Source organism: Telmatocola sphagniphila (assembly GCF_018398935.1).
In the GTDB taxonomy this organism is placed as follows: Bacteria; Planctomycetota; Planctomycetia; order Gemmatales; family Gemmataceae; genus Telmatocola; species Telmatocola sphagniphila.
Genome location: NZ_CP074694.1, coordinates 4,041,096 through 4,061,189, shown reverse-complemented (window position 1 = coordinate 4,061,189; position 20,094 = coordinate 4,041,096). Strand labels below are relative to the sequence as shown.

Annotated in this window: 14 protein-coding genes; 10 read left to right on the top strand and 4 right to left on the bottom strand. The window is 53.5% G+C overall.

Going from position 1 to position 20,094, the window contains the following annotated elements; genetic code table 11:
- Positions 1–119 precede the first annotated feature (119 nt).
- From KIH39_RS16225 to KIH39_RS16215, 3 genes are all read left to right on the top strand, one after another.
- A complete protein-coding gene (locus KIH39_RS16225) occupies positions 120–1,805 on the top strand; it encodes a TolC family protein (RefSeq protein ID WP_213494267.1) in 1,686 nt (561 codons plus the stop codon).
- Between the two features lie 177 nt (positions 1,806–1,982).
- A complete protein-coding gene (locus tag KIH39_RS16220; RefSeq protein WP_213494266.1) occupies positions 1,983–2,540 on the top strand; it encodes an RNA polymerase sigma factor in 558 nt (185 codons plus the stop codon).
- Positions 2,541–2,609: 69 nt separating this feature from the next.
- A complete protein-coding gene (locus KIH39_RS16215; protein WP_213494265.1) occupies positions 2,610–8,441 on the top strand; it encodes an alpha-2-macroglobulin family protein in 5,832 nt (1,943 codons plus the stop codon).
- Here the strand turns inward: KIH39_RS16215 and hpnE are convergent, their stop codons facing one another.
- Entirely contained in the window at positions 8,442–10,601 is a 2,160-nt protein-coding gene (gene hpnE, locus KIH39_RS16210; protein ID WP_246539315.1) for a hydroxysqualene dehydroxylase HpnE, read from the bottom strand.
- A 436-nt stretch (positions 10,602–11,037) separates the two neighbouring features.
- Between hpnE and KIH39_RS16205 the strand changes: the two genes are divergently transcribed.
- The 7 genes from KIH39_RS16205 (at position 11,038) to KIH39_RS16175 (ending at position 18,933) form a co-directional block, all read left to right on the top strand.
- Positions 11,038–13,452: a S8 family serine peptidase gene (locus KIH39_RS16205; protein WP_213494263.1), complete on the top strand. Its 2,415-nt coding sequence runs from the start codon at positions 11,038–11,040 to the stop codon at positions 13,450–13,452.
- Between the two features lie 88 nt (positions 13,453–13,540).
- The gene (locus tag KIH39_RS16200) at positions 13,541–14,050 is read left to right on the top strand and encodes a hypothetical protein (RefSeq protein WP_213494262.1); all 510 of its coding nucleotides are present in this window, start codon (positions 13,541–13,543) and stop codon (positions 14,048–14,050) included.
- Entirely contained in the window at positions 14,047–14,784 is a 738-nt protein-coding gene (locus tag KIH39_RS16195) for a peroxiredoxin family protein (RefSeq protein ID WP_213494261.1), read from the top strand. Before KIH39_RS16200 ends, KIH39_RS16195 begins: the two co-directional genes overlap by 4 nt.
- Positions 14,785–14,940: 156 nt before the next feature.
- Complete coding sequence (locus KIH39_RS16190) at positions 14,941–15,636, top strand: trimeric intracellular cation channel family protein (protein ID WP_213494260.1); 696 nt, start codon at positions 14,941–14,943, stop codon at positions 15,634–15,636.
- Between the two features lie 341 nt (positions 15,637–15,977).
- The gene (locus KIH39_RS16185) at positions 15,978–17,135 is read left to right on the top strand and encodes an ABC transporter permease (protein WP_213494259.1); all 1,158 of its coding nucleotides are present in this window, start codon (positions 15,978–15,980) and stop codon (positions 17,133–17,135) included.
- Positions 17,136–17,150: 15 nt separating this feature from the next.
- Positions 17,151–17,861, top strand: coding sequence for an ABC transporter ATP-binding protein (locus KIH39_RS16180; RefSeq protein ID WP_213494258.1), 711 nt, complete (start codon positions 17,151–17,153; stop codon positions 17,859–17,861).
- 25 nt (positions 17,862–17,886) lie between these two features.
- Complete coding sequence (locus KIH39_RS16175; protein ID WP_213494257.1) at positions 17,887–18,933, top strand: HlyD family secretion protein; 1,047 nt, start codon at positions 17,887–17,889, stop codon at positions 18,931–18,933.
- Here KIH39_RS16175 and KIH39_RS16170 read toward each other — a convergent pair whose 3' ends face one another.
- Genes KIH39_RS16170 through KIH39_RS16160 form a run of 3 tightly spaced genes read right to left on the bottom strand, consistent with a single transcriptional unit; the run spans position 18,934 to position 19,936 of the window.
- Positions 18,934–19,077 carry a DUF2256 domain-containing protein gene (locus KIH39_RS16170; protein WP_213494256.1) on the bottom strand — a complete coding sequence of 48 codons (144 nt, stop codon included), beginning with the start codon at positions 19,075–19,077 and terminating at the stop codon, positions 18,934–18,936.
- 42 nt (positions 19,078–19,119) lie between these two features.
- Positions 19,120–19,404 carry a hypothetical protein gene (locus KIH39_RS16165; protein WP_213494255.1) on the bottom strand — a complete coding sequence of 95 codons (285 nt, stop codon included), beginning with the start codon at positions 19,402–19,404 and terminating at the stop codon, positions 19,120–19,122.
- Positions 19,405–19,447: 43 nt separating this feature from the next.
- Positions 19,448–19,936, bottom strand: a complete 489-nt coding sequence (locus KIH39_RS16160) for a hypothetical protein (protein WP_213494254.1) — start codon at positions 19,934–19,936, stop codon at positions 19,448–19,450.
- Positions 19,937–20,094 lie beyond the last annotated feature (158 nt).

The following is a 20,094-nucleotide window of genomic DNA, read 5'->3' as shown; positions in this document are numbered from 1 at the left end:
AAGTTCCCACAACCCCCGATTTTGGTAGTCTGGGGAAGCCACTCGGCGGTTAGCGACTGCTGCCGAGTTCAAATAGTTCCAAAGGGGACTGCTTTCCCCATTTACTCAGGGTGCCAGGTTTGCCCGATTGTTACGTTCGCTACAGCCGGAACTTTGATCTCATTCCCCCGAGGAAAGTAGCCGATAGAGAAACGGAAGCGTCCCTGCCGAGCATCGACTGGTTTCAGGTAGTTCAAATGCCGTTGCGATGTACCTGTCTGGGTATCGGATTAGTGCTGGGCTTTCTTTCAAGTGCTGGGTCCGCTCAGGAACCATCTGCTAACCTCTCCGCAAAACCGGAATCCCTTCGTCGAACCAGTTTCCAGGTCGCGATTCCCCTTTTCACGGAAGAAAATAAATCGGCCGCACCCACTCCCGGCGAGCCCGAAACGAAAAAACTGATACCGTCGGTCCGGCCGAATCCGCTGGTGTCTCTGACCGCAAACCCGAACTATCGGCCGATCACGCTTACGGAAGCCGTGTTGATTGCCAATCGGCAGGGTATCGATGCTTTGCAGGCCGATCGGGCCATCGATCTGGCCAATGCGGAATATCAGAAGACCCGCCTTCTCTGGTTACCCAACATCAATGCCGGGACTGATTATTTTTACCATAGTGGGGCAACTCAAGGGGCGGATGGCTCCTTGCTGATGAATAATCGGCAGAGCTTTATGTATGGCGTGGGCTGGAATGCGGTGTTCGGAATAACCGATGCGATCTACGCTCCGATAGCGGCTCGGCGCGAATTGCGAGCGCGCGAATCGATCAAACTGGCAATCAATAACGATCTCTCCCTGAGTGTGATAGAAGCCTATTTCACCCTTTTGCAGTACGCCGGCGAGTTAGCGACCGACCAGATGCTGATTATTCAAGGAGAAGAGCTGGTCCGGCAGGTAGGTGCCCTGGCGGAAGGTCTGGTTCCAGCGGTGGAAACCAACCGGGCGAAAGTCGAACTCTCCCGGCGTAAGCAGGCGGCCAGTACTACTCGTGAACGTTATCTGTATTCCCAAGCCGATCTGACGCGATTGATGCGAATCAGTCCCACTCAGCCGTTGATGCCCAGTGAACCCTCGAATCTGAAAATTCGGTTGATCGATCCGAAGTATTCCGTGGATGAGCTAATTCCTATTGCTCTAACCAATCGACCGGAACTCGCCAGTCAGCAGGCTCTGGTGCAAGCCACTCTGGATCGATTGCGGCAGGAAAAAATGCGGCCCTTGATTCCCAGCCTGGCCTTTCGCAGCGTTTCCACAAACCCGAGTGGTTCCCTGGCGGTCGGAAGTTTCTCAGCGGGTAGTGCTGGGAACTTCGGTAGTATGAGCGGTCGCTTCGATTATGACATCCAGGTGATCTGGGAGTTGCAGAATCTCGGACTCGGTAACTACGTCCGCATCAAGGAAAAGCGCACGGAACACGAAATAGCCCTTCTGGAACTATTTCGAATTCAGGATCGCGTGGCCGCCGAGGTGATCCAGGCCTATGCCTCCGTGACGTCGGCCGCAGAACGACTGTTAGTGGCGGAACCCGCCTACGACGAGGCGCGCGAATTGCTCGCTAAAAACATTGAGGCGATGACCCAAACTCGACGTGTCGGTAATCTGCTGACATTGATCGTTCGACCTCAGGAAGTGGTCGCTTCCATGCAAGCCATGGCTCAGGCCAATAGCGATTATCAGGCGGCCATAGCCGATTATAATCGAGCTCAATTCCGACTTTATCGGGCGTTGGGGCATCCGATAGATACCCTTCTCTCCGGCCTGCGATAACTTCGTTACAAAAAATCCTGTCGGAATATAAATTGACACGTTCGGCATATTTTCTTCAATTTTTTAGTATTATCTAGCTTTCCTGGTCGCTGTTGGTGAGTTTCCTCTTTTCTTCAAATAATTTCCAATAGCACAATCCCTAGCGAAACTCCCTTCGTCATTTAGGTGGAACCCAACATGGAAACTGTGCGTGCTGCTCCAAAAGATGCTAGCGCGGCAAGCGGTGGAAACCCGCCTATTGCCAGCGAGGAGCTATTGGTTTGCACGTTTAATACGATTCGCGATGAACTCGTCAGTACGCTGGTGTATGTGTTGGGGAACCGGGAAGACGCCTTCGACGCGACACAGGAAGCCTTTTTGAAGTGTTGGCGGGCGAGAGCGAGTTTAACGGATGTGCAGAATATCCGAGCATGGATATTTCGCGTAGGACTCAACGCCGCCAAGGATTATCAGCGTTCCGCCTGGAAGCGTCGCTCCCGGGCCATCGCAGGGGACGAAACCATGATTATGGGACGCGACATCGGCCCAGGACAACCGCTAGAGGATCAGGAAGATCTGGAATTGCTCCGTCAGGCCATCCTCGGTTTGCGGGAGGAAGAAAAAGAAGTCTTCCTGCTTCGGCAAAACGGCGGATTGACCTACGAGCAAATCGCTGAAATCCGATCCAGCCCAGTCGGAACTGTGAAAACGCAAATGCGATCCGCATTGCAGAAACTCCGACAGAAACTGGCGTAACGAGATACCTTCCGCGACTCCCGGCATTCCCGGTTGAGATGCGGTTCAAACTTTGAAACGGGTGCGATCATGACGACTCGCGATCAAGCGTATTACGAAGCTCTGATGCTCGATCATCAGTACGGCTTACTGGAACCGGAGCAGGTGACCGAACTCGAGGCTTACCTGCAAGGGCCGGATGGCGATCGACTGATCAAATTGGCCGAAGCCTGGAAAGCCAAATTGACCAAAGCGGCCAGCAAGGAATTCCCCAACGTCGAATTCCGGGCACCCACCGAAATGCAGTTGGCCACTGCTCAACCCGGCGTACCGACGCGCAAATCGCATCGAATCCTTCGTTTCCTGATTGCGGCCAGCCTCCTCGCGGCCGCAGGTGTCGTGGGCGTTCCGTATTATCAGCAGACCGCCGAACGAAATCGTCAGGCCGCCGAAGTCGCGAGCCTGAAGAATTCGTTTGCTCTCGCTGCGCAGAAACGGCAGGAGTACGCCGATCGATTCCGGAACGAACGAACCAAACTGGAAGCAGAAATTCTCCTGGCCCAGAAGAGCTATGAGGCCACGACTCAGGCTGCTGAAGAAAAGGGTAAGAAGTTCGTCGAAGAACTCTCTTCTCGAAAAGTCGTCATCAAGCTCAGTGGACCGGAACGGCCGATGCCCGGCGCGCCCAACGAGTGGAAAGTCACCACGCTGGATCGCGCGAATCAACCGCTGATCCCGGCCATGATCAGTCTGGTCATTCGCAATCAAGCCGAAAAAGAGATTTACAGCGTTTCCCTGCAGAATCCCGACACCACCTCCACTCTCCGACTGCCGGTATCGGCGTGGAAAAATGTGAAACCCAGCGATGAATTGACGCTGGAAATCACCGCCAAGATGAAAGATGATGTCGGGGCGAAGTTGGTGGAAAAATTGAAGCTGGCCCGACCGGTTTTCATTACCCACCTCGCCACGGATAAACCTCTCTACCAACCCGGCGAGACCCTCCGGTTCCGAAGTCTAACACTCGAGCGTTCGACTTTGATTCCGCCACCCGAAGATCAGATGGTACGATTCAAAGTCGTCAAGCCGGATGGATCGGAACAGCTTCTCGCCGCCGGTAATGGCCGAGTGATCAACGAACAGGGAATGCCCATAGCACTGGCTAACTCCCCACCGATTCGGGGCATCGGCGTCGGTGAATGGATCATTCCCGAAGGCGCTCCCGGCGGCGAGTACACCCTGGTCGTCATGAATGACTACAAGGAACTGGAAAAGCGAAAATTTATCGTCAACAGATACGTGCCTGATAAATTCTTCAAAAAGCTCGAATTCGATGGCAAATCCTACGGCCCGGGAGACATCGTTCAGGTCCGCTCCGAAGCCAGCCGTACCGAAGGCGGCGCACTGAAGAATCAGACTATATTCGTTTCCGCCATCGTCGATGGTGTCAATGTTCCTGTCAACGCCCCCAAGACCACCGATGACAAGGGAGTTGTGAACCTGAAGTTCACACTGCCCAAGGAAATCAAATCTGGGCAGGGCACTCTCAGCATCACTTATATGGATGGTACGGGTCCCGAGGTCATCTCCCGGCCGATCCCGATTATTGGCCGGCAATTGAATGTCGATTTCTATCCGGAAGGGGGCGATCTCATCGCCGAACTGGACAATCGGGTTTACTTCCAGGTCCGCACGCCTTATGGCAAACCGGCTGATCTGAAGGGTTACATCACTGATGGTAAAAATAAGATCGCGGACGTTCAGACTTTGACCGATACCTCTGAAGCGGGTGTCAGCCGAGGCCAGGGTTCCTTTACTTTCAAGCCCCAGGCCAATGTCAAATATTACCTGAAGGTCGAACGCCCGCTGAACATCGAAGAGCCGAAGGACGGTTTCGTATTACCCACCGTGAAACCGGATGGCGTCGTGTTAACTGCCCTGGACGAAGTAACTTCGGGGGATGCCCCAATTCGCGTGCAAATTCAAACTCCTCGGGAGAAACGCCGGTTGGTAGTGGGGGCCTATGGCCGGGGCAAATTGCTCGATCATCAGTTGCTGAATATTGAACCGAACAAGCCCACTAAAATCGAACTTGGCGGTGGAGTCAATCTCGGCGGAGTGATTCGCGTCACCGTGTTTGAAGACTTGACTGCCGCCAACGGCGAGAGCAATCTGATTCCCTTGGCCGAGCGCCTGGTCTTCCGCAAAACCCCGAACAATCTGATTCTGAATGTTAAACCCGATAAGAATCGCTACAACCCGGGCTCTCGAGTGGGGCTGGAGATTTCCAGTAAGAACGAAAAAGATTCCCCGCTCCCCGCAGTACTGATGGTCGGCGTCGTGAATCAGAGTGTGATCACGATGGCGGATAACAAGACCGATCGTCTGATGCCGACTCATTTCCTGTTGGCGGGGGAAGTCAAAAAACCTGAAGATCTGGAGCATGCGGACTTCCTGCTCAGCGACCATCCCAAAGCGGCCAAGGCGCTGGATAATCTGCTCGGAACTCAGGGCTGGCGCCGCTTTGCCGAGCAGAACCCTACGGCCTTCGTGGCCAGTAAGAGCAATGTCGCCGAGAAGCAGGAAGCCGAGCGACTTCTGGTCAGCACGGGTCAGGTGACCAAACCCGCTTCGGATTTGTTGTTTCTAGAACGGCAGAAATTCCTGGCGGAGTACCAGCCGAAGTTAGAAGATTATCAGGCAAAACTGAATAAATCCCGCAATGATTTGAATGCTTTCCTGGCTCAGATGCGCTCGCAGAAGGAATATCAGCAACTGAGTTCTTCAGAAACTCAGGCCGAGAGTTCTTATCTCGCCGCTGAGCGCGAATTGAGAGCCGCCCCGGCATCTGTCGATCTCGAAGAGCCCTTGAAAGTGGCCGAGATCATCCTTTTCTTAACCGGTCTGCTTGTGGTAACCATTACCCTGGTTCGTCGGATCCGCAAGCATCAGCCGTTGGGGTCCTACGCCTGGGTCGGATTAATACTATCGGGGATTCCGCTAGTCGCCTTCTTGCTCGTGAATCGCTCCGAGGTGACCAAAAAACCGCTCGATTTCTCTCGAGATGCGACGACGATGCCAGCACCCGCGGCCATAGGAGCTGCTCGAATCTTCAAAGACGATCTAGATCAGATGCTCCGGGAAGAAGCGGAACTCAGGCCGGGTGCTGCCATGAATCCGATGGAAAAGATGGAATTTGGCGGCGGTGGTTTTGGGGGTGCTCCTGGCGCCCAAGGCGGCGGGTTTGGAGGTTTCGGTGGTGGTCCGGTTGCTAAAGCGGAAATGCGGATGGCTCCCATGATCGCCCGCGGGAATAAAGGTGTTGGCGCTCCGGAAGCCCTGAAAGGAGGCGATAATGCCAAGAAGCTGGACATGGCCAGGCCCATGATGCCCCGTAATGCGATGATGAAGCAGGCTCAGAAGCCGGCGGGAGATCTCGATAAAAATCGCGACATGGCAAAGGATCGCGAACAATTCGACGGTAAACGGAAAGTTATGGCAGCCGGTGCAGCTCCCATGGCCGGCGGCTTCGCGGGGCCGGGGATGGGTGGTGGTGGCTTCTTCCCTGACATCGGGGGTGGTGCTGGCGGTCCAGGCGGAGGCGGCTTCCGCAGTCCGAATGGGTTAGCAGCTCCCGCGAATTTTCTGGCCGCTTGGGAGGAAGTTAACGGGCAAATCGTCGCTATGCAAAAAGTAATGCCCGGGGCCCTAGTGGTTCGCGAATATGCTCATACGAAAACGCCCGATGCGACGAATCCCGAACTGCGCAATGACTTTACAGAGACCGTGTATTGGAACCCAGTGATTGTGCTCCCGGATACCGGTAAGATCACTATACATTTTGATCTCGCCGATGATGTCACACGGTATCAGGTGATGGTGGCAGGTCATACACTCGATGGTCGTGTGGCCGCGAATGTTTCCACCATCGAAGCTCGCAAACCTTTCAGCGTCGATCCGAAACTGCCCGTGGAAATTTCCAGTGCGGATCAGGTCGATGTACCTGTTCGGATTGTCAACGATTCCGACACCCAGCGCGAAGTCAAATTCTCGGTGAATCCTCAAGGACTGGAGTTGTTACCGAGCGACTTGAGACGCGAAGGGGACCGCTGGGTCGATTCGATTGCTCTAGATGCCAATGGCAAGAATCGCAAAGTCTATTCATTCAAACCGGCAGTGACTTCCGGAAGCCTGTCGCTGCAACTGGATGCGACCAGTCTGGACGCTCCCAGCGATCATATTCTCCGCCACATGACTGTGGTGCCGGATGGCTTTCCCGTGAGCGGTCAGGTCAGCGATCTCTTGGATAAGAAGGCGACACCCACGATTAAAGTTCCTGGCGACATTCTTCCTGGAACCATGAAAGTTCAGGTGAAGCTCTTCCCGACAACACTGGCCGATCTCCAAGCGGGCTTGGATGGCTTGTTGCGGGAGCCCTGCGGATGTTTCGAACAAACTTCGACTTCCAATTATCCGAATACGCTGATCCTGGATTATTTGTCGACCAGCGATCAGGCCAAGCCGGAGGTCAGCAAACGAGCCAAGGACCTGCTCGAAAGGGGTTATCAGAAACTGACCTCCTTCGAATGCATGAAGGTCACCAACGATGGACGGCAGGGCTACGAATGGTTTGGCGGCACTGCTCCTCCCCATGAAGCTTTGACAGCTTATGGTCTCCTGCAGTTCGTCGATATGTCTCACGTTCAGCAGGTCGATCCCCTTATGATAAAGCGGACCCGGGATTACCTGCTGAGTCAGCGCGACGGCAATGGCAGCTTCAAGCGCAATCAGCGAGCACTCGATACATTCGGTCGAGCCCCCCAGCATGTCACGGATGCGTACATTGTCTGGGCTCTCACCGAGAGCGATCTCGAAAACAAAGAGAAAATCGATCTCAGCAAGGAATTCGAAGCCCTCGAGAAGAAAGCTCAGTCGGAGAACGATCCGTATTTCCTGTCGCTCTTAGCCAACGCATTGTTCAACCGCGGTAAGACCGAAGCCGGGCTTACCTGGATGAAGAAAGCGACGGAAAAACAATTGAAGCCCGACGGACGATTTACCGGTGCGGTCACCAGCATCACTTCCTCGGGGGGGCGTGATCTCGAAATCGAAACCACCAGCTTGGCCGTGCTGGCCTTGCTAAAGGCAAACCGTCCCGAACTGTTCACCGAAAATATTCAGTTGGCCATTCGCTGGTTAGGGAGGCAACGCGGCGGCTATGGCGGCTTTGGTTCAACACAATCGACCATCCTGGCTCTGAAAGCACTGATTGCCTACACGAAGGACCAGAAGAAAATGCCCGAAGGGGGCACTTTGACTCTATTTGTCAATGACAAGAAAGTCGCCGAAAAGGTTTTTAGTGCGGCTGACCGCGAGGTGATCACACTCGATGTAATGGACCCGGAAAAACTCTTCACCAAGGGCGAAAATAAAAATATTCGCCTGGAACTCGATACCAAACAGGGGCTGCCCTATACCCTCGCCTGGGAATGTCGAACGGCCAGGCCCTTGAGCTCGGACGAGTGTGCCCTGGAATTGAAGACGAGTCTGGATAAAGCCGTCGCGAAAGAGGGGGACACTCTTCAAATGTCGATGAAGTTGAAGAACAAGCTCGATAAAGGGCACGGCATGTCGGTGGCGATCCTGGGACTCCCTGCCGGTTCGAAAGTTCCCACCGATCTCAAGCAACTCACTCGCTTGAGGGAAGAGAACAAGATCAGTTACTTTGAAATCCGCGGTCGCGAACTGGTACTCTACTGGCGCGAAATGGCTCCCAAAGCAGAGCTGGAATTGAAGATTGATCTCGTTTGTGAAACCCCGGGCGTTTATCGGGGACCCGCAAGCCGAGCTTATCTCTACTACAACGCGGATAACAAAGCCTGGATCGATCCATTGGCGATTACCATCAAGCCCCAGGAATGATCAGCTGCTAGCTACCCGAGCCGCAGCGAGAAAACCGCTGCGGACGGCCCCTTCCATAGTGGCTGGCCAACCGGTCTGAGTGTAATCTCCCGCCAAGAAAAAATTCTTAAAGCCGATATCCTGTCCCGGTCTTAGTCGATCGACGCCGGGAACAGGGGCAAAGGTCGCCCGGCGTTCGGTCACAACTCTAGAACGAAGCAATCGCGCCCGCTCTGTCAGGGGATAGAGACGCTTCAATTCTTCCTGAATCGCCGATTTGATCTCGTCGTTGCTTTTGCCGGGGAAGGTGCGATTGCTCGCGGAAATTACCACTTGCAAATAGTATTCACCCGGTGAACTCTCCCCCCGATTAAATATCCACTGGCCGAGGCAATCGACCAGTGCAACGTGGGGTCGCTGCAGGATCGATTGATCGAACCACAGATGAACACTGGTGATCGGGGAGAATTCCAGTTTCGCCAGATCGGAGCTCATTTGATTACCTACGAGTTCATGCGGTAGGAGATCGAGGAGCCTTTCAAAGGGTAATGCGGAAATGATTGCATCGGCTGCAAACTGCCGTCCATCATGCAGGGTGACTGAGGTCGCTCGATGATAGCGGTCGAATGAAATCTGCTGCACTCCTGCATTCAACTCCAGCCGAACGGAGTGGCGATCGAACCAATGACGCAGCGTCTCGCCGTAGAGGGAATCGAGTGATGTTTTAGGGAGCGAGATATTCAGTCCTTCCCGATTAACCCAGAAGGCTTCCCGGAAGACTTTGCGAGCATATTTCAGCCCGACTTCTTCCACACGCATATTGAGCGCACTGACCAGAACCACGTTCCAGAATCTTTCGATGGTCCTTGGAGATTGATAATGCGCTTTTAGCCAGGGCAAAAAAGGAGGATCTTGCTGTGCGGACTTTCTGACCAGATGCGAAAGCCCATAGGCTACCTGGATCTTTTCCAGAGCTGTCAGAAATCGCAACCGCAGGAAGGCCCGGCCCAGATGAAAAGGCGCGGGAAGAGCATCCCCGCTAAAAATATCGACGCGGCGATCGGAAGCCTGGAAATAGAGCTCGCTCTGCTTTTCGAGCAACTCTTCGGTTCCTGTAATGCGACAGTACTCGGCGAAGGCGGTACAGCAGCCCAAGGTGACGTGCTGGCAGGCATCGATTTTCTGGCCGCTAATCGCATCCTGAAAAGAACCCGCCCGTCCCCCCAGCCGATTTTTCGATTCCAGTAAGGTGACCTGATGGCCGGAGCTGGCAAGTTTCACGGCCGCGGAGAGTCCCGCCAGGCCGCCGCCAAGCACAAGCACGGATTTGGGTTGGGGAGGGTGTTTCAGGAGATCTTTTTTTTGAGCTTTCGGGACGACTATGGACCAACCCAATCGAGTCGGCAGTGCCCGGGCAAAAATCGCCAGTTTGCGGGTTTTCGAAATTCGTGGTCTTGATCCCGGTTCAAAATTTCGCGATTTCAACTTCAGAAAAATCGAATGATAGGTGTTCCACATCACTTCGAATATGGCTCGACCGGGTAGTGGCAGTAACGGCAGCAACCCCAGGGCTTTCCGATAATCCTCTTCGATTTGTGTCTCCAGATCCGCAAGAGCAATTCGCGAAGGATCGAAATACACACGTTGATTCCGCTGGTCTTCATCGCGATCCCGCAAGATATTCGTCAGCTGAAATGCTTGCCCGGCGGCGATGGCCAGTGGATAGGCGAATCTCGAAGCGCAACCCCAGATCGGCAGGCAGATTAAACCCACAACCCCGGCCACCTGATAGCAGTACTGATTCAACTCCTGCAGGCTGGAATAACTTTTTGGGGCCAGATCGGATTGAACTCCGGCAAATACCTCTCGGAACCACTGCGGATCGATACCCGGATAACGCTTCAGAGTATCGTGAAGGGCGGGGTGGATCGGGTGATGATACTCCCCACGCAGCATGCTTTCGAATTGCTGTTCCCACAGGTTCAACGACAATTCTTTTTCCGCTGTGACGGAATCGTCCCCAATGTCATCGGTAATACGCATGAAGGCATAAATCGCATGCATGGCCCGGCGCTGCGATCGGGGGAGAATGAGAAAGGCAAAACCAAAGTTGCTCCGCGCCTGTTGAACCACCCTCCAGCAGTGGCGGTACGAATCTTGAAGAGTCCCGGCGTCGCTCATGGTAGGATATGATAGTGTACCGGATAACTTTTATTTCCAGCATTTTCCAACCCGCCGACATAAATTCTCAACCCTTTTTCCAAATACGGCGTTGCGTAGCTAAATCGTAACTTATCCCTGCGGAATACTCTGGGAATCGCACATCCTTTCCGATGTCCTTGCTTTAGTGTGTGCGAACTCGCTTAATTCATTTCTTTAAACCAAACCGCAACATTCTTTTAGGAACAGTTCGACCTTGGCGTTTCTGCGGATTGTCCGACCACCAGAGACTTATCCCGGACGGCACTACCGGTTCTTTCCTTTTGACGGCTAAAACGTTTCAAACTAGCATGGAGCGTGCAGATGGCAGAACCCCGGCGCAAAGCACTTTAGCAACCACCGGTTAAGTTTAGCCGACCGTCAAAGTTTATGCAGATTATCACCCTGAGAAGGCACCATGCGAATCCCACAGACCACCCGTCCTCTGGGGGTGGAAGCTCTTGAAGCACGCGATCTTTTAAGCGCAGCCACACCCATCTCGCTGATCAATTCAGCTCCTTATGATCCCCATTCGATCATCGTGGGTTGGACGAATTCCCCGGCTACTTTTGGAACTCCCGCCCAAGATGCCGTCGATCTCGGCAACGGCGAATATCGAATCGATCTCAAGAGTAGCTTCAACGTCGAGCAGGCTCTGGCCTATTACTGGGCCGATTCGAATGTTACGTTTGCCCAACCCGACTATACCGTGACCATGGCGGCCGCCAGCATCACCAACGATCCCTACTCCAGCAGCCAGTGGGCTTTGCAGAATATCAACGCGGCGGGTGCCTGGTCGATAACCACAGGCGCTCAAAGTGTCCTGGTGGCGACCATTGATTCCGGCGTCGACTACAACGCCCCCGACTTGGCCGGTAACATCTGGTCGGGCCTGGGCTACAATTTTTTGAATAACACCGCCAACCCGATGGACGACAACGGGCATGGTACCGTCGTGGCCGGGATTATCGGAGCCGTGGGAAACAATGGCATCGGTGTCGCCGGAGTCGATTGGAACGTTAAGATCATGGCTCTGAAGTTTCTCGATTCTTCGGGCAACGGTCAGATGAGTAACGCGATTCGTGCTCTGAACTACGCCGTGGCCAATGGCGCCAAAGTCGTGAACATGAGCTTCTCCGGCGGAGCTTACGACCCCGGAATGGCAGCCGCCATACAAAATGCTCAAAATCATGGTGTGATCATCGTCACTGCCGCCGGAAACAGTGGTACGAATATCGACACCAATCCCGACTATCCCGCCAGTTATAGCTACAGCAACGTCATTACAGTCGCGGCCATCGACTCCAATAATAACCTGGCCAGTTTTTCGAATTACGGTCCGAATACTGTGGATCTGGCCGCTCCCGGCGTCAGCATTTTGAGTACCACGCTCAATGGCGGCTATGCCTACTACTCGGGCACTTCCATGGCGGCACCGTTTGTGACCGGCGCCGTGGCGCTCATCTATAGTCTGCATCCCAACTGGACTTACCAGCAAGTCATTGCAGACATTGAGCAGAACGTCGATCCTGTTGCCGGCCTTCAAGGAAAAGTGAAAACCGGTGGCAAACTCGATCTCGCTAAGGCGGTCGCGGCCAGTATGTCCAGTTCTGCACCGGTAACCTCCAGCCCCACCGTCAGTGGCCCTTATGTCACGTCGTCGGTTTTCTCGGGGAGTGCGGTCACCAATTTGAACAACGTACGGGTAACTTTCAGTTCGGCGATCAACATCGCTTCCTTGCAGAATGCAGTCAGTATTACCTCGCCCAACGGCAGTACCGTACCGATTACTTCGATCACGGCGGTGGCCGGTTCGAATAACACGCAATTCGACATTCATTTCGCCAACGGAACTGTAGGCGGACGCTACAACCTGGTGATCAATAATGCCGCGAAGGATCTGGCCGGGAATGGTCTGGACCAAAATCGAAACGGCACCAGCGGTCAAACCTCTGATTATTACTACGGGTCTTCGGTGCTACAAATTTCCGCCGGAGCTTACGGCAGTCCCCCTCTGATTCAGGTATTCGACCCCTCGACGGGCAGTCTGAAATTCTCCTTTTACGCTTTCGATCCCTCGTTCCTGGGAGGAGTGAGTGTGGCACTCGGGAACGTACTGGGTAATGGCACTCAGGAAATTATTGTTGGAGCCGGTTTGGGAGGGGGTGGACACGTCCAGGTTTTCGATGGAAACAATGGGACTTTGCTGCGCAGTTTCCTGACCTACCCCGGCTACAATGGGGCCATTTCCGTCGCTGCCGGGGATGTGATGGGTAGTGGCTACGACGAAATCATTACCGGTTCGGGATTTGGAACGCAGGGACACGTGAAGGTGTTCGATGTCTCCAACTCCACCAACCCCAATCCCCAGGTAAGCTTCTACGCTTATGCCGCTGGTTACATAGGTGGCGTCAGCGTCGCGGCAGGGAATATCAGTGGTAATGGCAAGGCTTCCATCATCACCGGCTCTGCTTTGGGGGCCAGTCACATCGAAGCATTTTCGATCATCAGCGGTAGTCCGGTCCTGACGCTTAGTTTCATGGCATTCGGCAGCAATTCAACCGGTGTCAATGTCACCACTAATACCTCAACCGGGACCGCCAAGATCGTAGCGACGACCAACGATGGTTCGGTGAACTATTTCAATGCCTCGGGTAACAGCGTTCAGATCGCATCCGTTCCAGCGACTATCGCAACTGTAACGCCCTTGTTCGCTTCGACTCAGACAGAACAGACTGGGCGAGAGGATGTACTGGTCAGTCGGGCTCGTCCACAGGCTTCAATTACGTCCTTCCTCAATAACGAACCGTCTTTGCCGTTGATGCTCTCATAAAAATTTGCGTCCAGAACTCTTTCGCTTTCTCGGAGCCAGCTCCATTTGCGTATACTAAAGAAAGGAAATCTCTTTAGGATGCGCGGAAATGCGGTCGAGAATAATTGCTGCTGTTGTTCTTTTTTTATTCGCCCCTTTCTCCGCACGCGCCGAAGGTCCGGAAGCCACATTCACTCTGGAGAACGGTTTTCTCAGCATTCGCATCATTAAAGAAGATCGCAGCCCGTTGCCTTGCAAGTTGAAGATCTTTCTGCCCAATGGACAATTATGGGCCGAGGGCGAGACAGACGAAAACGGCCGGGTGGAATGTCCCAAACCGAACACTTTGGATTGTCGAGTCGAGTTCAACCATGGCGGCGAACCCGTACCGCCGATCCTGGTTCAGTTCATCGATGAGGGTAAAAGTGTCGTGCCGCTGATTGCACCCCTCACTCCCGGTCCCTGTTGCAAGCCAAAATCCGCAGAACACCACCATTCGATATCGCAATTGAGTGCTACCGAGATCGGAGCGATCTGTATTGTGGTGTTCCTGCCTTTGATAGCCGTTTGGTGGCAATACCAGAAAGATAGTCGCGCCTGTGCGAGGCCTACATCATGAGAACATCTGAAGATCCGGACTATTGCGCTCCTTGTCGGAGTTCCTCTCCCCAGGCGGTCTGTTGGATCATCTTGGGTTTGGTGGCAATGGGTTGTGTGATGTGGTTCACGCGCATCGGTAAGGAGAACCTCGCCGAGATGGCGCAGATGGATCTTCGCGAAACGAAGCCGATGCCTTTGAGCGGCACCCTTACCCAGTTGATCGAATCCAATCGAGAGAAGCTGGTCGCCACGCAAGCTCACCCGCTGCTGGGTAAGCCGGCCCCCGATTTCACCTTAAAGGATGCTGACGGCAATGATGTTCGATTGAGCGAGAAGTTGAAAAAAGGACCTGTAGTATTGGTGTTTTACCTGGGCTATTGGTGCGACCATTGCGTCAGTCAATTATTTGGTCTCAATGAAGATTACAATTACTTTCGTGAAACCGGTGCGGAAGTTCTGGCCGTGAGTTCCGATCCGATCCAGTTGACGCAGGAACGCTATGCGGAATACGGCCGATTTAAATTTCCCGTCCTAACCGATCCGGATCATTTGATCGCCCAGAAATTCGGCGTTTATGCCCCGGCCGGTGAGGGCCGCAAAGAATGGGAAATTCATGGCACCTACGTGATTAATTCCCAGGGAATCATCATTTGGGCTCAGACCGGTAAGAAGCCTTTCACGGGAAATCCGACCCTCTTGACCGAGTTGGCCGGACTTTCGTCTTCGCTTCCCGCGCCCTCAAAACCGGAGTAGAGAGAAATTCCGTATCCGTTGCCTCTCGAACGGACTTGACAGAAATGGCTGGCGCCCTCATAAGGGCCAATCAGGGAATTTCTCGCGAACCCCCGACGGGTGGACTTGTCCTCCCTGATAGCGACCTCAAAAAAACTGCGCATATTGAGACTGGCGATGACGATTCTGAGAATTATGGAGATCAGCGGTGTATCAATCGCGGCCATAAGTAGCGTTTTAATTGCCGGTCGCAAAAATCTCGATCTCATGGGCGTGATGGTTATCGCGATCGTCACCTCGGTGGGCGGCGGAACCATCCGGGACCTTTTACTCAATCGCCATCCAATCTTCTGGGTGGAAAATCCCATCTTCCTTTACGTGATCATTTTGTCCGCTCTTTTGACTTTGATCTACGTTCGGATCTGGCCTCCCCCGCAAAAATTGCTTCTGACCGGCGACGGCCTGAGTCTGGCCGTGTTCACCATCGTCGGAGTGCAGATCACCGAACAGGCTGGTCATGGCGGAATTCTTGCCGCCATGATGGGAGTGGTCACTGGGTGTGCCGGCGGTATTATCCGCGATGTGATGACCAACGAAATTCCCCTGGTTATGCGTGGTGGCCGACTTTACGCCACGGCGGCCCTGGTGGGAGCGACGCTTTATCTGGGCTTGCAAGCCGCAGGAATGGATAGTCACATTGCTTCCGGATTGGGCATAGTAACGGTCGGAGGTTTGAGATTTGCGGCAATCATTTGGGGGATAGGCCTGCCCTTGTTCCATATCGAAGAGAACGGCCAGGGCCGACTGAGCCGATATCGTAAGCGGCGAAGCGACCGTCTGGAGGATGATGAGGAATCGAAGTTCGCTGCCTGATTGCCACTTCCTGCAATCCATTCAATAATTCGAATCCATTGAGTCTGAAATTTTGATGAAAGTTGTCCGGACACTTGACAGCGGCGTCCCCACCCTTGCTAACTATGGTGAATGGGGACATTTCAGTTCTTTTAAGTTTCTCTTAGAGCAGTTATCCTTCGCGTGTAGTAATCCCGATTAGAAATCGAACTCCTGATCAGGCTGCACTTGACGTGGATTACACCTTACATCACGATGACGCACTGTCGGAGTAGGGTGCGGAGAAACTGAGTACTTCAATCAGTCCCGCGGACGTTAAATTGATCGGCTCTGTAAACTGGGGTCATACCCGGAGCTAATTGATGATTTGGCTTGCACTCAAAATGCTCACGGGAGATCGGGCCAAGTACTTGGGGATTATTTTCGGAGTGACTTTCGCCTCTCTTTTGATGGCACACCAAATCTCCATTTTCATCAGTCTGATGGCGCGTACCACCAGTGTGATTCGCGATGTCCGCGAGGCCGATATCTGGGTGATGGATCCCAATACCCGTTACATCGATGAAGCATTGCCTCTGGCGGATACCGATGTGGATCGAGTTCGCAGTGTGGCCGGGGTGGAATGGGCTGTACGACTGTTCAAAGGAAGCATTCGTGCCAGGTTGGCTCAGGGCAACGAGCAGGGGGTTAAAGGCGACTTCCGACAGGTGATCCTGATCGGAGTTGATGACAACAGCTTAATCGGTTTGCCCCGAACCTTGGTAATGGGAGATATTGCCGATCTCAAAAAGCCCGATGCTGTGATCGTGGATACCATCGGTTATAACTACCTCTGGCCGGGTCAGCCCTTTCGGTTGGGGCAAGTGCTGGAGATGAATGACTGTCGGGCGGTAGTCGTCGGCATTTGTGAAGCAAATCCTCCATTTCTTTCCAACGCTATCTTTTATACCCGTTACTCGAACGCTCTGAATTTCGCACCTCCCGAACGACGGCTATTGACCTTCCTGGTGGTTAAAGCTCAGGAGGGGGTGAATCACAATGATCTGTGCCAGAGGATTCAACAACAGACGCGATTGAAAGCGGTAACCCAGGAGGCTTTCTGTTGGGAGACGATTCAATTCTATCTCTCTTCAACGGGTATTCCGGTGAACTTCGGCATCACGGTGATGCTGGGATTCGTAGTGGGGGTCGCAATTGCCGGGCAGACATTTTACCTCTTCACTCTCGAAAATCTCAAGCAGTTCGGAGCCTTGAAGGCGATGGGACTCTCCAATCTGCGAATTATTGGCATGATCCTGACTCAAGGCTTTACCGTTGGCTGTATTGGTTACGGATTGGGAATGGGTTTAGCCGCCATTTTTTTCGAGGGCACTGGTGGAGTGCCTGCCTTGAAAGGCTTCCATATGTACTGGGAGATCATGCTGATCGCTGCCGGGGCGGTGACAGTCATCGTCGTACTGGCCAGTCTGCTCAGTATTCGCAAAGTTCTCTTTCTCGAACCAGCAGTGGTCTTTCGCTAACCCGAGGCGTGGTCGATGGAATCCGCTGTCCGCTGCGTACGTGTTGAGAAATTCTTCGGCGAGGGAGATACGCGCGTACAGGTTCTGCGCGGTATTGATACGAACGTTCGCTTTGGAGAAATGACGCTTCTGGTTGGCCCCTCGGGCTGCGGTAAAACGACTTTAATCTCTTTAATCGCCGGGCTTCTTGATCCGACTGAAGGAGAAGTCTGGGTACTCAGCGAATGCATCTCCAAACTTCGAGGGGGTCGCAAAACCGCCTTTCGCAGCAAAAACATCGGCTTTGTCTTTCAGCAGTATAACCTGATGCCGGCATTAACGGCCGCGGAGAATGCGGCGGTACCACTGATTATCGCCGGTTGGTCGCGGACCAAAGCAGTGGATCGAGCGGCGGAGATGCTCCGGAAGGTTGGGTTGAGCGATAAGATTCGATCGCTGCCAGCACAGCTCTCCGGTGGGCAGCAGCAGCGGGTGGCGATTGCGCGGGCCCTGGTGCATGAGCCCCGGCTACTGGTCTGCGACGAGCCGACCGCGGCGCTCGATGGAAAATCGGGGCAGACCGTGATGGAACTTTTGAAAGAGGTCGCTTGTAAACCCGATCGCGCGGTGATAATCGTCACACACGATAATCGAGTCTATAAATTCGGCGATCGGATCCTGGAAATGGCCGATGGCTTGATCGAAAGAATAGTCGATGGCGCCTCTGTCGCAACGCTGAGTGCATGAAATTCCGATTCCTGGGAGCTGGTACGTGTTTCATAAATATTTGCTACCGTTGATTGCCATCGGCCTGCTGGGATTGGCCGCCGCGCATGTAGCTAAATCGCAGCAGACGCCACCTAAGCTGAATCCCATCGTCGAACCCTCGAAGAATCCCTTTAGCTCGAGCATTGCCGGTTCGGGGATTGTAGAGCCGCGCTCGGAAAATATTTCAATCGGATCGCATTTGCCAGGGGTCGTTGCCGAAGTTTTTGTCAACGTTGGGGATCAGGTTCGGGCAGGTGACCGCCTGCTGCGCTTGGACGATCGCCAATTGAATGCGGAATACGCCGTTCGATCGGCAAATCTCAGCGCCGCGGAGGCGCAACTCAAACGTCTTCGAGATCAGCCGCGTGCGGAAGAGATTCCTCCATTGAAAGCCAAGTATTTCGAGGCTCAGGCAAATCTCGATAATGCCCGGGACCTGTACAATCGGGCGCAGAGGTTGGCGAAAACAGGGGCTATCGGCGAGGAAGAATTAATTACCAAGAGGAATGCCGTCGCTGTGTCGGAAGCGCAACTTCAGAAAGCCGAAGCCGATTTGAAACTGACCGAAGCCGGAGCCTGGGAACCCGATAAACTCGTCGCTCAACGAGCGGTGGACCAATCGCGTGCGTTATTGATGCAGACCAAAATCGAGTTGGAACGCAACGTTGTCAACGCTCCGATTTCCGGTCAAATTCTTCAGAAGAATGTTCGGCCCGGCGAGTACGTCGGAATTCCTCCTTCTCAGGCGTTGTTCATTATGGGCGATACCTCCACCTTGCACATCCGTATGGATGTGGATGAAAATGATTTGACTCGTTTCAAGCCCGGATTGCCGGCCAAAGCGTTTCGGCGGGGCGATCCGCAGACCGAAATTTCCTTGAGTTTCGTACGCATCGAACCCTATGTCATTCCGAAAAAATCGCTTACCGGTTCGGGTAGCGAACGAGTCGATACGCGGGTGTTGCAAGTGATATATAAAGTGGCAGAAAAATCGGTGCCTTTATATATCGGACAGCAACTCGATGTCTATGTGGATGCTTCTCAGAAATGATCAGCGACTGTGCCTTGAGCGGCGGCATCGTTCGGAACAGAAGCGCACTTCGGCCCAACAGCGTGCCCACTTCTTTCGCCAGGTAAACGGCTTTTGACACACCGGGCAAATTTTACTCGGTAGGTCCGATTTCTTTTGCGTCATATCCGATCAATAGTCCGCGGGCCGAACCGCCGGCCAGCTTTCTCACGGCCGGACGGAAGTGGGATTACTCTCAAATGTCGGAGCCCTGAGTAAGATCTCACCCTTCTCCGGAAAGGTCCAGCAGTAAACGTGACCGACAATTGAAAGAACGAGTGCCAGTCCGATAAAGATCCATTCGTGCATCCAGCAGCCATAAATGAAAGTCGCCATGGCCAGGACGCTCAGGATCAGATGTACCGGGTTGGCATGCTCCAGAGCTCGCCGTTCCATCCAATTGGAGGACCGGCCCTGATGGAACTCGCCTATTCGATGTTCTGCCCATCCCATGACTCGTCTCCTTATTAAAAGTGCTCGAGGTTTATCTCTCGATCTAGCGATTCGCAAACAGGTTCGTTTTCGCAGAATCGTTCTTATCGAGTCGTGTTATTACGAAGTCCCGTATGTACGTGTGGCAGTTGAAACAGGTGTGAGTCATCTCCAGATAGCCCATTTTGGCGCCGTCCAAATTGTTTTCTTTGGCACTCTCGCCGATCTTGCGAATATTCTTGCGGAACGAATCGCTCCAGATCTGGTATTCTTCCAGACGATCCTTGGGTATGAGCGATTGCCAGGCGGGATCTTTGCTGACCTCCAGTAAATCCTTGGCTGATTTGACTGCACTTTGGGTGTCGTTCAAAATCATCGCCGTGAGGAGTTTGTGCGAGAGTTCCAGTTTCCGGCTCATCAACTCTTTGACCTTTTTTTTCTCCTCCGCCTTCTGTTTCTTTTCATTCTGAGAGGTCTGATAGTGGCCGAAGGCGACAACCGGGCCAACGGCTGCCAAGGCTACTGCCAGAAGGGAAGCAATAATCTGTTTCATGATCTACCCGAAGAGTGGATTGTTTCTGTTCAATTGAAAAGTCGGCAACACCGAACAATTATGCAAGTGCTATACCAAGTGAGCGCTGGGGGAAAAAAGCTGAGAGAGTCGAGAATTCACGGGCTTGGCCAGTCAGCCAGCCTCGCCGAATGGCGATC

Excerpts from the sequence above, each read along its gene's own strand:
- KIH39_RS16190 (WP_213494260.1), top strand. The coding sequence starts at position 14,941 with ATGACGATTCTGAGAATTATGGAGATCAGCGGTGTATCAATCGCGGCC.
- hpnE (WP_246539315.1), bottom strand. The coding sequence starts at position 10,601 with ATGAGCGACGCCGGGACTCTTCAAGATTCGTACCGCCACTGCTGGAGG.
- KIH39_RS16180 (WP_213494258.1), top strand. The coding sequence starts at position 17,151 with ATGGAATCCGCTGTCCGCTGCGTACGTGTTGAGAAATTCTTCGGCGAG.
- KIH39_RS16200 (WP_213494262.1), top strand. The coding sequence starts at position 13,541 with ATGCGGTCGAGAATAATTGCTGCTGTTGTTCTTTTTTTATTCGCCCCT.
- KIH39_RS16215 (WP_213494265.1), top strand. The coding sequence starts at position 2,610 with ATGACGACTCGCGATCAAGCGTATTACGAAGCTCTGATGCTCGATCAT.
- KIH39_RS16170 (WP_213494256.1), bottom strand. The coding sequence starts at position 19,077 with ATGACGCAAAAGAAATCGGACCTACCGAGTAAAATTTGCCCGGTGTGT.
- KIH39_RS16160 (WP_213494254.1), bottom strand. The coding sequence starts at position 19,936 with ATGAAACAGATTATTGCTTCCCTTCTGGCAGTAGCCTTGGCAGCCGTT.
- KIH39_RS16185 (WP_213494259.1), top strand. The coding sequence starts at position 15,978 with ATGATTTGGCTTGCACTCAAAATGCTCACGGGAGATCGGGCCAAGTAC.
- KIH39_RS16220 (WP_213494266.1), top strand. The coding sequence starts at position 1,983 with ATGGAAACTGTGCGTGCTGCTCCAAAAGATGCTAGCGCGGCAAGCGGT.
- KIH39_RS16195 (WP_213494261.1), top strand. The coding sequence starts at position 14,047 with ATGAGAACATCTGAAGATCCGGACTATTGCGCTCCTTGTCGGAGTTCC.
- KIH39_RS16165 (WP_213494255.1), bottom strand. The coding sequence starts at position 19,404 with ATGGGATGGGCAGAACATCGAATAGGCGAGTTCCATCAGGGCCGGTCC.
- KIH39_RS16205 (WP_213494263.1), top strand. The coding sequence starts at position 11,038 with ATGCGAATCCCACAGACCACCCGTCCTCTGGGGGTGGAAGCTCTTGAA.